Raw genomic sequence first — 13,216 nt, forward strand, 5'->3', positions numbered from 1 at the left:
TCATATTCTAAATGTTTTTGGTCTCACTGTTTCCTGTTGCTTCAAGAAGTATCCGGCGCATGGTTGCAACGGGTGCGGTCTTGCCGGTCCAGAGTTCAAACTGGGCTACACCTTGATACAACAACATCTCAAGACCATTTACCGTGATACAGCCTGCCTCGGCCGCCTCCCTGAGTAATCTGGTCGTCAAAGGAGAATAAACGATATCCATCACCACCGCATAACCAGCCAGGGCCTGCACCGGCACCAGACTCGCGTCAGTATTCGGAGCCATGCCCACAGAGGTCGCATTGACCAGGATATCTCCCTGCAACTCCGTCACTTCGGTAAGAGAGCACCAACCACAACCGAGAACATCAGCCAGAGCCCTGCCCCGGGACTCTGTTCTGCTGCACAGCACAATCTCTGCGCCCGCTTCCTTGAAACCGAAGCCCAGAGCCCGGACGGAACCACCGGCCCCGAGGATGATGATGCGCTTACCTTTTAAATCAATTTTTTCCTGCAATGCCCTGTTGGCACCAATCCAGTCCGTATTAGACCCGCAAAGAACTTTCCGGCCTTCGACCTGAACAAGGCGAAGCGTATTGACCGCCCCTATTCTTGCCGCTACCGGATCAACTTCATCCAAATGCGGAATCACATTCTCCTTATGGGGAATGGTGACACTTGCGCCACAAATGGAGAGACCTTTCACACCTCGAATTGCAGCGGGCAGATCTTCCACCGGGAAAGGTACATAAACACAATCCTCACCAAGTTCCGCAAAGGCCGCGTTATGCATCAGCGGACTCAGGGAGTGACTGACAGGGTTACCGATTATGCCGAATACTCTGGTTTTGCCGGATATATTCATTTACGACTCCGGGTTATTACAATTTGCTGAATGGTTATCAGGGGTTCAATCGATCGAGAGGGACTTCAGGGCGCGACGCATATCCGTCACTGAGATCTGCCCCGGCGCCGTGCCTGCACCATCGTCCGGTGCACAGTAGGTCATAAAGCCACCAAGCTCCAGTGTGGCTAAACGGCTGATGACTCCGGCGCGGCCCATGCAAAAGGCAATCAGCGGCAAACCTATTTTGCGGGCATCCTCCTGCAACTGCAATACACGCAGCACATCGCTGAAGTTCGTGGCAGTGGTGATGATCTTACCGATATCCGCACCTTTATCTTTCATAGCGGTGAGAATATCCAGCAGCTCCTCCCTGGAACCGGTCGACTCGAAGTTGTGATTAGAGACGATGAGCTTAGTAGACGATCCCTGCAGCCCGGTCAGCAAACGATCAAAAGAACTTTGCGGAGCCTTCAACTCAAGATCAATAAAAGCAGCCCCTCTACTCACCGCCTCCTCCAGGAGTGCCAAACGGCTCTCTTCAGGCCCGGCAAAAAAGCCGCCTTCCCAATCCGGCCTGCAGGTAAAGAGCAGAGGGCGATCTATCCGGGTAAGAAATGGTTCAATTACCGGATCAGCTAGAGCATCGACCCGGATCTCCACCACATCGGCCTCAACTGAGGCAATCTCAGCTGCGGCAATGGCCTCTGCCACCGAACCTTTACCGATCGCAACACAAATCAGACCACCAGACTGCATTTCCTCTCCCATCCCTTTATCACCCATTTGCTCTAAATCCAAGGCAGGTACCCGTTGGCCCTATCTGATCCAATCAAGTCTCAATCCGCCAATCATCTCCCGGACTGATTCGAGTTTTTCTTCCAGAACATACTCGCGGATACCGTCAACCACATCTTCACTCGCTCTGGGATTAACAAAGTTCGCTGTCCCGACCTGCACCGCACTGGCACCGGCGAGCATGAACTCCAAGGCATCTTCTGCCGATTCGATCCCGCCAATACCAATAAGCGGGATGGAAACAACCTGTGACGCATCAAAGACCATTCGCAAGGCAACAGGCTTGATGGCCGGCCCGGAAAGACCGCCAATGACATTTGCCAGCTCAGGCCGCTTCTTTTTCAAATCAATGGCCATACCGATCAAGGTGTTGATCAGGGAAATTGAGTCGGCACCACCCTCCTGCACAGCGTAAGCCATCTCCTTGATATCTGTTACATTGGGAGAGAGCTTGACGATCACCGGAACAGAGCACACCTCTTTGACCGCAGTAGTTACTGCTGCGGCCATCTTAGGATCGCCACCGAAGGCAACTCCGCCTTCTTTGACGTTTGGGCAGGAGATGTTGACCTCTATACCCGCCACCCCTGGTACGCCTTCGAGCCGTTTGGTGATTTCCCGGTATTCTTCAATCGAACCACCGAGGATGTTGACGATCACAGGAACATTAAGGCCATGGAGATACGGCATTTTCTCTGTAATAAAGCGATCAACACCGACGTTCTGCAAACCAATCGCATTCAGCATACCGCAGGCAGTCTCCACAATTCGTGGCGGCGGATTTCCCGGTCGCGGCTCAAGAGAGATCCCCTTGACTATCACCGCTCCCAGCTTTTGCAGATTCATCAGTTCTTCGAACTCGCTGGCATAGCCGAATGTTCCCGAAGCTGTCATAACCGGGTTGGCAAGCTCCAGGCTGCCAATTTTTACACGCAGATCCGGCTCACCGGATTCGGGGCCTCTGGTATTTACGAATTCCATTTCAGCTCCCTTGCATCAAAAACCGGACCATCCAGACAGACATGAACATATTTACCATCGCCTACAGGTCTGGAACAGCCCAGGCAGGCACCCATACCGCAAGCCATGACACTTTCGACTGATACCTGGCAGGCGAGTTTCTGTTCTTCGCACCAGAGGCTTACAGCACCCATCATAGGCTCAGGCCCGCAGGCATACACCTGCGTGTTTGCAGGCAAGTCAGAACTTTTGAGAAGTTCGGTCACAAAACCTTTAGTGCCGTAGGAACCGTCATCCGTGGTTGCAAGAGTACGAATGCCGATTTCATCAAAGTCAGCCATTACAGGTTCAACCTCACCTTTTGTACGGCCGCCAAGTATCACCAGATCTCCATTGGTAGAACCTGTCTTACTGCGACTGATCTCTTTGGCGAGATAGAGCATTGGTGCAATGCCCAGGCCGCCACCGACAAGGCAAACCGGTCGGTCTTTATCGATGGTGAAAGCCTTGCCGAGTGGCCCCAGTACTGAAACCTCTTCTCCCACTTTCAGGTGAGCAAGAAGATCTGTTCCACGGCCGACAATCTTGAAATACAATTGGATATGACCGCTGGAATCAGCCTGATGGATTGAAAACGGTCTCCGCAATAGCGGATCTTTGCCTAAAGCGGCACGAATCATGACAAATTGACCCGGTTTGCAAGCACTGGCTATCTGCGGTGCTTTGAGTGTTAGCCGGACGTTTTCTTCCGACAAGTGCTCTACACGGGTAACTATTGTTTTTTCCTGATATTGTGGCATAGTTACGTCTGCTCTTTTTTGGTTTGAGATACTTCAGATTACTGTTTATGAAATGAGGCTGTGAATGGTTGTAACCGACCCGATGATACTGGTGTTTTCTGCACTTTTGGGTGCTATTGTAGGAAGCTTTCTGAACGTTGTTATTCTGCGCCTGCCAGAAGAAGATGCGTCAATCGTATTTCCCGCTTCACATTGTCCTGTATGTAAACATTCACTCGCATGGTATGAGAATATACCTGTTCTGAGCTATATTGTCCAACTCGGAAAGTGCCGTCACTGCGATGTAAAAATTTCGCTGCAATATCCGGTGGTGGAAATTCTGATGGCAGTGCTCTCAATGGCGGTTTTCGCCAAATTCGGCCTTTCCGTTGCCGCGGCCGGTTATTTTATCTTCTGCGCAGCCTTGCTGGCTATTATTTATATAGACATTCACCTGCAGATCATACCTGATGTAATCAGCCTGCCAGGTATTGTGCTCGGCTTTCTCTTTTCTCTGGTCAATCCCTATGTCAGCTGGTCTGACTCACTGATAGGCATACTTGCAGGCGGCGGCGTTCTCTATGCTATTGCCCTGCTCTATTTCATCTGGCGAAAACAAGATGGCATGGGTGGTGGCGATATCAAGTTACTGGCCATGCTCGGTGCATTTCTGGGCTGGCAGTCATTGCCCTTTATTTTCTTCGCAAGCTCGCTTTCCGGCTCAATAGTCGGTATTGCCGCAATGCTCATTCAGAAGAAAGGCGGTAAGACCAAAATCCCTTTCGGGCCTTTTCTCTCGCTGGCAGGTCTGGTGTATCTGTTCTACGCACCAACCATACATTTTTATTTCGATCTCTACCTCAAAGGTGAGTGGCCGTAGTATCTGACCTCAGCGCCGGCCTTGATGCGTTTGCGCGAAAAAGATCATCAGTTCTGAAAATTTTTAATGAGTCTTTGACAGCAAAAACTCACAGGCTCATCATTCGGATCTCTCAGCCAGTTCAATTGCCAGTTCACGCCCCCGTTCTATGGCATCCTCGTACTGTTCTTTACTGTGACCATATCGAGGATAACGTTTCCTGAACCAGGAAGATTCTAAACGGGGCAGGCGACCGACCAACTGCAGGAAAAGCCCGATGGTACGCCATGGTTCCGAGCTCGAATGAAGATACACTATTGGGGATTTGACCCTGGCCCCGAAATTTTTCAGAATTGCTTTCAGCCCCCAATAGTGAACCCTCCAGTATGACCGACATGAGATAAACGGTATTACAGTTGTGCCGGCAAGTAGTTTGCTGCCATACCTGTCGAGAAAATCAAGCATGGGACCACTTGGATTATATGACCAGGTAGGCCCGGCAAGTATCACTGAATCCCATTTCCGGTCTACCAAATGGTCCACTGGAAATATTTGCACATGTCGTCGAAAAAACGATGAAATCATCACATCCGCCATTTTCTTCCATGTCAGAAAAGGAAAAGTGATATGAACGACAGGCTCCAGTCGCTCCAATACCACCTCAACGCCTTCCTCTTCAAGGCCATTAACCAGTTTTTGTATCAGCAACTGGGTTTGTCCCGAAAATGAGTAGTAAACGATCAGTACCCGTTTTGTGTTCACCGCCACCTCTCTCTGCAGAATAATTACTCGCCATTACGCACATTTTGCACAATATACCAAATTTCAGGCAAAAAAAAAGCCCCCGATTTCTCGGGGGCTTTTTATATGTAAAAGAAGACGATTAGTGTCCTTCTACCTCGTGCTCTACACCCACTGCAATTTTGTAGAGGATGGTTACGATCAGGATACCTGCAGCCCAGATACCGAGCGTAATACCAATTTCGTTAGCAGTCGGGTAGTACTCGTTGATCTCTTCGAGTGGGCTAACAACCAATCCACCAAAGAGGAAGCCAAGTCCCTTATCAAGGTAAAGAGCGACAAAGGTACCCGCACAGGCAAGCCCAATCAGTGCCTCGTTGTATACCTTGGTAATCTTCATGTAACCGAAGACTGCAAGTGAACCAAAGCAGAGGAATGTCGCGGTCCACATGAAAGGAACAAGGTTATTATACACGTGACCGTGATGCTCAAGACCGAAGAAGAGGTACTCAAGGGAATGCTTATGACCCGGAATGTTCGAATACCAGCCCACAAAGAATTCCAGCAGCATGAAGAACGCGTTAATAATCGCTGCGTACATAATGATGGTGGTCAGCTTACTGATCGCCTCTTTACCAGCATCAAAATTAGCAACACGCTTCATGACAAGACATGCAATAACGATGATGGCAGGTCCGGCCGCAAACGCGGAAGCGAGGAATCGTGGTGCGGTAATCGCAGTCAACCAGAGATGTTTACCTGGCAGACCCATATACAGCATCGCGGTTACGGTGTGGATGGAAACAGCAAACGGAATGGAAATATATACGAAGATATAAACCCATTTCGGTGGAGCAACCTGCTTGCGCTCAGCGGTAAGAATAACCCAACCACAGATCACGTTGAGAATAAGATAACCCCACAGTACCAACATATCCCAGAACAGCATGGAATTAGGGGTTGGGTAGAAAATCATGTTCAAACCACGATCTACCTGACCAACATCGGCAAGGATGAACATCAGACAGATAATCAGCGCACCAATGGCGAGAAACTCACCAAGAATAGTGATACGTCCGAAAACTTTGTAGTTGTGGATATAGTATGGGAGAACCAGCATCAATCCACCAGCAGCCACACCAACCAGAAAGGTAAACTGAGAAATATAGAGACCCCAGGAGAGGTCACGTCCCATACCGGTCAGTCCCATACCAATTGTGAACTGCCGGTAGTAGCAGAAAGCTCCAACTGCAATGAATGCGCTCAGGAAAGCGAGCCACATCCAGTAGGCACTATTGCCTTTCAACGCTTTTTCTATCATGACGACCTCACACTATGTAAAAGACTGACGGTTTGGTTCCCAGAGCAGGCTTTCTCTGGATCGTAGGCTCCTTGTCTAGGATCTGGCGGATCTCTGAATTCGGGTCATTCAAGTCACCGAATACAAAAGCGCCGCTTTCCTTGACAGCTTCAACACACGCAGGCTCAAGACCACGTGCAAGACGCTCATCACAGAAAGTACATTTCTCTACAACACCGCGCATACGGGTTGGGAATTCTGGATTGTACTTCTCAATGTGTTCACGCGGGTCAAACCAGTTAAAGCTACGTGCACCGTATGGACAACCGACCATACAAAAACGACAGCCGATACAACGATGATAATCCATAGCTACAATGCCGGTTTCCTTCTCTACAAAAGTAGCCTGGGTCGGGCAAACACGGACACATGGTGGATTATCACAGTGGTTACAGAGCACAGGAAATTTATTATCCTGGGCCTGCTTTGGGTAGTGATAGTGCGAGTGCTCAGGGAAAGCATTTGGAAAAGGCATAGGCCAGATCCATTTGATTTCGCTTTTTTTGCTCTCAATCTTTGGAATATTATGATGCGAGTTACATGCATTAACGGCTTTTTCGATCAACTCCGGCTTGCCGTAGAGTTTACGCATATCGATGAGAAGGCCAAGTCGGATACCATCGCTTCCACCTTCTGCATGTGCTGCCACTGCTGGTGCTCCATGCGCTGCTGAAGAAGCATGCGCAGAGGTCGAGGTCAACTTAACGACCGCCGGGGCGCCAATGCCAGCAAGTGCAGTTGCACCAGCCATTTTCAGAAATTTTCTTCTGTTATTATCCATCAGTGCGTCTCCTTATTCTTCGCTTCTATATCAGCGGGCGTAATATGGCAGTTCCAGCATTTTGGAGTTACGTCAACATACACGTGGCATTCATCACAAAATTTTTCTTTGTTGGAATGACACTCCATACATGCCAACTGCAGGCTTCTACGGTAGTCAACGCCGTTGACGTTGATCATATCACGCTTGCCTTCGCGAAGCGCAGCATCGCGCCATTCATTGAGAAGTTTCATATGCTTGGCACGCATCTCACTGGCTGGGGCAACACACTCTTTTTCACCTCCTGGTGGTAATTCAGGCTTTGGCATCGGACCTGCGGACAATCCGTTGTACCAGAAGGGAAACGTGACAAAAAGGACGAAAATCAGCAGTCCTGGTATTACTATACGTTTGTTAAACATGGTCATACTCCTATGTTCTGGTCAGGATTTATCACACAAGCGTGCGAAGACCTTCATCGAGGTTAGCGCGGTTCTCGCCTTCGTTCTCCTGAACAATCGCGTTACCGACAAGCTCGGAAACACCACAGACACCTACTTCAGGGGTCCAGTAGTTATTCAGGGAAGTCAGGGTTGCACGGTCGATTGCGCATACACAGGAGAGCATGTTGACGTCGAACTTGTCGCGTACATACTGAACCGCGTTAGCACGTGGAAAACCTGAGCGCATCCTCAGTTCCATGATCTCGTCGGTGTTCAAACCTGTACCGGAGCCACAGCAGAAAGTCTGCTCGCGAATGGTTCCTTCCGGCATTTCTACCCAGTCGACAACATGATCAAGAACGTAGCGAGGCTCATCCAAAAGACCCATTGCACGAGAAGTGTTACAGGAGTCATGGAAAGTCGCCTTGACATGGCTGTTGCGGCTCTTATCGAACTTCAGCTTACCATGCTTGATAAGGTCGGCGGTAAACTCAGTGATATGTACCATCTTGGTTGAGGCTGCGTTCTGGAATTTGGTACCTGTAATAGCAGATACAGGGGTTTCCAGGAAGTCGGCCGGACCGTTCATGGTGTCCATATACTGATGGAGTACACGCCACATATGACCACACTCACCACCGATAATGTACTTGACGCCGAGGCGCTCTGCCTCTGCATACATCTTGGCGTTGAGCTTCTTCATGGTCTCGTTATTGGTAAAGAGACCAAAGTTACCACCCTCGGAAGCGTAGGTTGACCAGGTGTAATCCAGGCCAATCGCTTCAAAGAGGATCATGTAACCCATGGCGGTATAGAGACCAGGCTCGGCAAATACGTCGGCGGAAGGAGTAATGAACAGAACCTCTGCACCTTTACGGTTGAAGGTAACGTTCGGACGTACGCCGGTCAGATTCTCAACGTCATCTACGAGGAAGTCAACGTTGTCCTTGAAGGTATGCGGCTGCAGACCCATATGGTTACCGGTACGGTTGGAGTTGGAGGCTGGCTCCAGAATCCAGTTGATACCGACACCTACCAGGTGCAGAAGCTCGCGGAGCATCATGGTGATCTCTGCGGTATCAATGCCGTACGGGCAGAATACGGAACAGCGACGACACTCAGTACACTGATACGAGTACATGAACCACTCTTTCAGGACGCCTACGGTCATCTCACGACCACCAACCATCTTACCGAGGATCTTACCACCGAGGGTGAAGTCGTTACGGTAGACGGAGCGGAGCAGCTCTGCACGAAGTACCGGCATGTTTTTCGGGTCACCGGTTCCGAGGAAGAAGTGACATTTGTCGGCACATGCACCACAACGTACACAACAATCCATGAAGATCTTCAGGGAACGGAACTTGTCCAGACGCTCTTTCAGGCCCTGGAGGATAATATCCTTCCAGTCTTCCGGCAGCTTCCAGTCGTCATCCTCAGGAGACCACTCACGGGCATTCGGGAAATGGAGACCTTTCTGGCTGTTGAGGTACTCAACTTTTTCCTTTTTGGCGGGGTAGGCGTAATTTCCAGGCTTAAACTCGACCGGGATTTCCATCCAGTCCTTGGTCGGCACCGCTCCAGTTGCCAAGGATGGCCCCTTCACCACGCTTTTTGATAATTGTTCTAATTTTGGAACTGACATCGCTATTTATTCCTTATAAGCAAGTTTGGGAGATCTGTTATTCCTCATCCTTCTGAGGAGGCAACTCTTTCTCAACAGGAAGACCGGCTTCAACCATGTACTCACGGAACTCGTCCTCATACCCTGCATAAGAATGCGGAAGGATACGTGGGTTCCATGGGTTGACGTGGCGATTCTCACGGGTGTCATTCTTCATGTTCCTGGTCGGGCTCATGAAAACACCACCCATGTGCATCAGCTTGCTGAACGGAAAGTAAGCCAGCAGAACACACACAAGGAACAGGTGAGTATAAAAGAGCGGGCTCAGGCTAACCTGAATGGTAGGCTGAAGAGTTACCAGACCTACACCAAGTGTCTTGATCGCGGTAATATCAACATCGGTACGCAAAAAGTGACGCATCAGAATACCGGTGGTAGCAATACCGAGAATAAGGAACAGCGGAAAATAATCGTTGATCAGCGAAATGTAACGAACCTTGGTACTGGCAATTCTTCTCGCAAAAAGGAAGAGTACACCGACAACGATACCAGCACTGGTAAGGTACCAGGTCGGGTTGCCGATAGAGAAGAATCCATCAAGCGCCTCAATCAGAGCAAGCAGGCCAGGGAAAGGGTCGAGGAAAAACCTCATGTGCCTGATTATGATCAGCAGGAAAGAGTAATGGAAAATCAGGGCGAACAGCCAAAGCCATTTCGAAGACTCATAGGTGATTTTCGGTCCATCATGCACCTGCGCATGGGTATTTCTGAAGAGTGACCTGAATGTGAAAATCTCCAGTGCCATCCGGGCAATAACCTGGGCGTTGGTATGCGGAGCCTCAAGCTTGTTGTGCTTGATAAAATCAAGCGATTTTCCCTGTCCGCAGGTGGTCTGAATCGAAAATGGCACAGGGGTCTTGGCCCACTGCACGATCCGATAGACAAACCCGCCAAGGAAGACCAAAATGGCCAGATACGGGAAGGCGACACCAAAGATGTACGACATTCCAGGTACCTGCGACCCTAGCCAGGCAACCGCTGCTAAAACAACGACTGCCAGAAATGATAAGGCGTACTTCATTTCTTACCTCGCTTCAATAGAACTTGTTTTTGGAAACCGCAGTGAAGACCGACACACCTTCAGCACAGAGACCAGTTGATTAGCTTTATACCTTCTTTATAAAATCCTGTGTATTTTCAAGCGACAATTTGGAGGGGCATTTGCTGTCAGTCAGTATACTGGAGCCGGACTTAATCTCTCGCACCCTGATGGAGTAGAGCTTTTCCCGGTATTCCATATAAATGTCGAATGCAGCCAACACAGCCAAATCTACCGCAAACTCAAAATCATAAAGATCTTTAAAGAGAGAGGAGCACTCCTTTTCTCTTTCAAGCATGTTTCTGGTGATATGTTTCACAGCATTTAGAGGAGCAACTGCCTCCGCTGGGGAGAAATTCTGAACCGCCCTGATCCTGACGATTTGCTCAACAGGCCCCCTGAAGTCTTCAGGGTCGTTCCCAGCTGCCAACATATCAAACAACTGTTCAAGTCCGTCCCGAATAGATACACCGGTGGGGTTAGAAAACTTATCCTTCTCCTTTTTGAAAAAATCTGAAGAAGGGTATGTGGAGAGGGTGTAGTCAACCCACTGGGCTACAATTTTGTCCCGGTTTTTCCGGATTACTTCTGCGAGATCCATTCACTCAGTACCTCTGGTAATTTACGCTCTAGCGGACGGCCACCCTTGAGCGGACGCAATTATCCAACTGAATGACCATTCACAAAAGCCCACTATTATCACTTTTCCCACTCTTTTTCAAGATTAAATTGGTATTGAAAAAGAGTGGAAAAACTGCATGTTATTTAATGAATTAATTAAACTTAAGGATTAAAACGATTCTATTGATAGGTTGGAAGAGATTGTTAGAGACCTCTAATATCAGAGATCACATTGGCTCCTTCCATGATGTAGGGATCTTGCATCACTTCTTCTAACCACTCCTTCTCTCTCTCTGCTTCGGTGGAGTTATCGGCGGTGAAATCGTCGTCGACATCCTCATCCTCACTAAACTTCTTGTAATACTTGCCTATTTTATCCCTGGCCTGTTTTGCCTCAGCAAGTTTGGCGCGAATATCATCGAGATCGGTTGAAACCAGCGTGTCTTCGGCCCGCTCTTCTGCATTTCTGGCTTCCTCCCGAATGGTCTGAAACCCCTTATCAGCAGCAACGCGCGCCATACTCCGCTCCCTCAGCTCATCAATGTCGAGCTTAGCGCTTACAGGTTTATACTCAACCGGATCGATTGAATCCCAGGGCAGTGCATACTCGAGGTAGCGTTCCCCCGACTCAATATGTTTGAGCAAACTGGGTAGAACGATATCAGGCTCAACTCCCTTCCATTGGGTCGAACCACCATTCACCCTGTAAAATTTTTGTATCATCACTTTCAACGCACCGAGATCATCATACTTTCGCAGGTGCAGAAGCGGGATATTGTCGTTGAGATCAATGATTGTCTGAACGGTACCCTTGCCGTGGGTGTAGGGATCACCCATGATTATGGCCCGGCCGTAATCCTGCAGTGCTGCTGCCACAATCTCAGATGCTGAGGCGGAGAATTTATTGACCAGAACAACCAGTGGCCCTTCGTATTCCACTCCATAGCTGGTATCTTCCAGAATCCTCTGGGCACCGTTGGAGTTCTTCACCATGACCATTGGCCCGTGGTCAACGAAAAACCCTGCTATCTCTACAGCATCAACTAAAGCGCCGCCGCCATTGTTGCGCAGATCCAATATTACACCGTCAACGTTCTGTTCAACCAGCTCAGCCAGCGCCCTGCGGGTATCATCGCTGGAGTTACGTCCTCCCTGGCTGCCATTCTTTTCGAAATCACGATAGAAGCTTGGAATATGCAGATAGCCGATCTTGTCGTCATCTAATCCGTCGATCACGGCACTTTTGACAAAGGTTTCTTCAATCTGCACAACATCCCTGGTAATCGGGACAATATCCTTTACTCCATCGGGCTTGCGGACAGTAAGGCGTACCTCGGTGCCTTTCGGCCCCCTGATGAGGCGTACTGCATCGCGCAAGCGCATATCCGTTACATCCACCGGTTCATCTGCACCTTCCGCTACCTGCAGGATGATATCCTCAACCTCAAGCTGCCCCTGGCGGGCCGAAGCACTACCTGGAATAATGCGAACCACCTTGATAAGACCATCGTCCTCACGCAGCAGTGCGCCGATCCCCTCAAGGGAGCCACGCATATTGATATCAAACTGCTCCTTGCCTGCCGGAGGAATATAGTTAGTGTGCGGATCAAATGCCCGGGTCACCGCATTGAAATATCTGTCGTAATGATCCTGAAGTGTTTCCTGATGCAGGCGGTGGAAGAAATTCTGGTTTCGCTTTGCTACGCGCTCATAGGTGTCATCCCAAAGTTCCTTCTCAGTTTTAGGAGACTTGGCCTTCTTGTTATCTTCTTCCAGATCCAGATAACGATTATTCAACTGTACCTGAACGATTTTATGCCATCTCGCCCGCAACTCATCCATATTTGTTGCGTAACCAATCTTTTCCGGATCACTTTCAATGGTCCCTTTGGCATGGGGATCAACTTTTGCTGCGATAATCTCCTCGACCATCTTTTCAACCTGGCCGATCCGCTCGTTTAGAATTGCATACCCCGCATCGGGCAGAGAAATAGTTCCGCGCTTGAGATTATCGTCGATATAGGTGGAAAAAGCGGTTAACTGATCGATATCCTTTTGCAGCAGAAACCGCTTCTGGTAGTCCAATTGTTTGATATATAGTGTGAAAGCGGCTTCAGACAACTGGTCATCCATCTGTTTGTCACTGAAATGCATTACCGGTAACTGCCTGCTGATCATATAGCCGATCAGTTTATTCCGCTTTGGGTCTGGCTCTGACTGACCATTTTCCCCAGCATGGATAGAATGCAACCCTGGTTGCAGGAACAGCAGGAATGTTATCGTAATAAGCGCACTTCGAAAAAACATTTTCATTTGAGTGTAATCAGGCTATGAGTGTCG

At 49.2% G+C, this 13,216-nt stretch carries 13 protein-coding genes; 1 reads left to right on the forward strand and 12 read right to left on the reverse strand.

Translation table 11 applies throughout. The annotated features are described in order from the left end of the window. Window positions 1–7: 7 nt before the first annotated feature. Genes ACN5NT_RS15885 through ACN5NT_RS15900 form a run of 4 tightly spaced genes read right to left on the reverse strand, consistent with a single transcriptional unit; the run spans window position 8 to window position 3,390 of the window. The gene (locus tag ACN5NT_RS15885; RefSeq protein WP_419176085.1) at window positions 8–853 is read right to left on the reverse strand and encodes a shikimate dehydrogenase; all 846 of its coding nucleotides are present in this window, start codon (window positions 851–853) and stop codon (window positions 8–10) included. Window positions 854–898: 45 nt separating this feature from the next. Continuing rightward, window positions 899–1,603 carry a type I 3-dehydroquinate dehydratase gene (gene aroD / locus ACN5NT_RS15890; RefSeq protein WP_419176086.1) on the reverse strand — a complete coding sequence of 235 codons (705 nt, stop codon included), beginning with the start codon at window positions 1,601–1,603 and terminating at the stop codon, window positions 899–901. Between the two features lie 48 nt (window positions 1,604–1,651). Further along, window positions 1,652–2,611, reverse strand: coding sequence for a dihydroorotate dehydrogenase (locus tag ACN5NT_RS15895; protein ID WP_419176087.1), 960 nt, complete (start codon window positions 2,609–2,611; stop codon window positions 1,652–1,654). Next, a complete protein-coding gene (locus tag ACN5NT_RS15900; RefSeq protein WP_419176088.1) occupies window positions 2,599–3,390 on the reverse strand; it encodes a dihydroorotate dehydrogenase electron transfer subunit in 792 nt (263 codons plus the stop codon). Before ACN5NT_RS15900 ends, ACN5NT_RS15895 begins: the two co-directional genes overlap by 13 nt. Before the next feature lie 64 nt (window positions 3,391–3,454). Here ACN5NT_RS15900 and ACN5NT_RS15905 point away from each other — a divergent pair, with 64 nt between their 5' ends. Continuing rightward, entirely contained in the window at window positions 3,455–4,249 is a 795-nt protein-coding gene (locus ACN5NT_RS15905) for a prepilin peptidase (protein ID WP_136796773.1), read from the forward strand. 99 nt (window positions 4,250–4,348) lie between these two features. Here the strand turns inward: ACN5NT_RS15905 and ACN5NT_RS15910 are convergent, their stop codons facing one another. The 8 genes from ACN5NT_RS15910 to ACN5NT_RS15945 form a co-directional block, all read right to left on the reverse strand. Then, window positions 4,349–4,990, reverse strand: coding sequence for a hypothetical protein (locus ACN5NT_RS15910; protein WP_419176089.1), 642 nt, complete (start codon window positions 4,988–4,990; stop codon window positions 4,349–4,351). 121 nt (window positions 4,991–5,111) lie between these two features. After that, window positions 5,112–6,290, reverse strand: coding sequence for a sulfate reduction electron transfer complex DsrMKJOP subunit DsrP (gene dsrP / locus ACN5NT_RS15915; protein ID WP_136796775.1), 1,179 nt, complete (start codon window positions 6,288–6,290; stop codon window positions 5,112–5,114). 7 nt (window positions 6,291–6,297) lie between these two features. Then, window positions 6,298–7,110, reverse strand: a complete 813-nt coding sequence (gene dsrO, locus ACN5NT_RS15920) for a sulfate reduction electron transfer complex DsrMKJOP subunit DsrO (RefSeq protein WP_419176090.1) — start codon at window positions 7,108–7,110, stop codon at window positions 6,298–6,300. After that, window positions 7,110–7,511, reverse strand: coding sequence for a sulfate reduction electron transfer complex DsrMKJOP subunit DsrJ (gene dsrJ, locus ACN5NT_RS15925; protein ID WP_136796777.1), 402 nt, complete (start codon window positions 7,509–7,511; stop codon window positions 7,110–7,112). The genes dsrO and dsrJ overlap by 1 nt, the downstream gene beginning before the upstream one ends. 31 nt (window positions 7,512–7,542) lie before the next feature. Further along, window positions 7,543–9,177: a sulfate reduction electron transfer complex DsrMKJOP subunit DsrK gene (gene dsrK, locus ACN5NT_RS15930; protein ID WP_136796778.1), complete on the reverse strand. Its 1,635-nt coding sequence runs from the start codon at window positions 9,175–9,177 to the stop codon at window positions 7,543–7,545. A 37-nt stretch (window positions 9,178–9,214) separates the two neighbouring features. Then, entirely contained in the window at window positions 9,215–10,237 is a 1,023-nt protein-coding gene (dsrM, locus tag ACN5NT_RS15935) for a sulfate reduction electron transfer complex DsrMKJOP subunit DsrM (protein WP_136796779.1), read from the reverse strand. Between the two features lie 85 nt (window positions 10,238–10,322). Beyond that, window positions 10,323–10,856: an RsbRD N-terminal domain-containing protein gene (locus tag ACN5NT_RS15940; RefSeq protein WP_419176091.1), complete on the reverse strand. Its 534-nt coding sequence runs from the start codon at window positions 10,854–10,856 to the stop codon at window positions 10,323–10,325. A 224-nt stretch (window positions 10,857–11,080) separates the two neighbouring features. Continuing rightward, entirely contained in the window at window positions 11,081–13,183 is a 2,103-nt protein-coding gene (locus ACN5NT_RS15945) for a carboxy terminal-processing peptidase (protein ID WP_136796911.1), read from the reverse strand. Between the last annotated feature and the right edge of the window lie 33 nt (window positions 13,184–13,216).

Source organism: Desulfosediminicola sp. (assembly GCF_048381775.1).
Lineage (GTDB): Bacteria > Desulfobacterota > Desulfobulbia > Desulfobulbales > Desulfocapsaceae > Desulfopila > Desulfopila ganghwensis.

Coding starts and splice junctions, on each gene's coding strand:
- ACN5NT_RS15940 (WP_419176091.1), bottom strand. CDS start 10,856: ATGGATCTCGCAGAAGTAATCCGGAAAAACCGGGACAAAATTGTAGCC.
- aroD (WP_419176086.1), bottom strand. CDS start 1,603: ATGGGAGAGGAAATGCAGTCTGGTGGTCTGATTTGTGTTGCGATCGGT.
- dsrJ (WP_136796777.1), bottom strand. CDS start 7,511: ATGTTTAACAAACGTATAGTAATACCAGGACTGCTGATTTTCGTCCTT.
- ACN5NT_RS15945 (WP_136796911.1), bottom strand. CDS start 13,183: ATGTTTTTTCGAAGTGCGCTTATTACGATAACATTCCTGCTGTTCCTG.
- dsrK (WP_136796778.1), bottom strand. CDS start 9,177: ATGTCAGTTCCAAAATTAGAACAATTATCAAAAAGCGTGGTGAAGGGG.
- ACN5NT_RS15895 (WP_419176087.1), bottom strand. CDS start 2,611: ATGGAATTCGTAAATACCAGAGGCCCCGAATCCGGTGAGCCGGATCTG.
- dsrO (WP_419176090.1), bottom strand. CDS start 7,110: ATGGATAATAACAGAAGAAAATTTCTGAAAATGGCTGGTGCAACTGCA.
- dsrM (WP_136796779.1), bottom strand. CDS start 10,237: ATGAAGTACGCCTTATCATTTCTGGCAGTCGTTGTTTTAGCAGCGGTT.
- ACN5NT_RS15885 (WP_419176085.1), bottom strand. CDS start 853: ATGAATATATCCGGCAAAACCAGAGTATTCGGCATAATCGGTAACCCT.
- ACN5NT_RS15905 (WP_136796773.1), top strand. CDS start 3,455: ATGGTTGTAACCGACCCGATGATACTGGTGTTTTCTGCACTTTTGGGT.
- ACN5NT_RS15900 (WP_419176088.1), bottom strand. CDS start 3,390: ATGCCACAATATCAGGAAAAAACAATAGTTACCCGTGTAGAGCACTTG.
- dsrP (WP_136796775.1), bottom strand. CDS start 6,290: ATGATAGAAAAAGCGTTGAAAGGCAATAGTGCCTACTGGATGTGGCTC.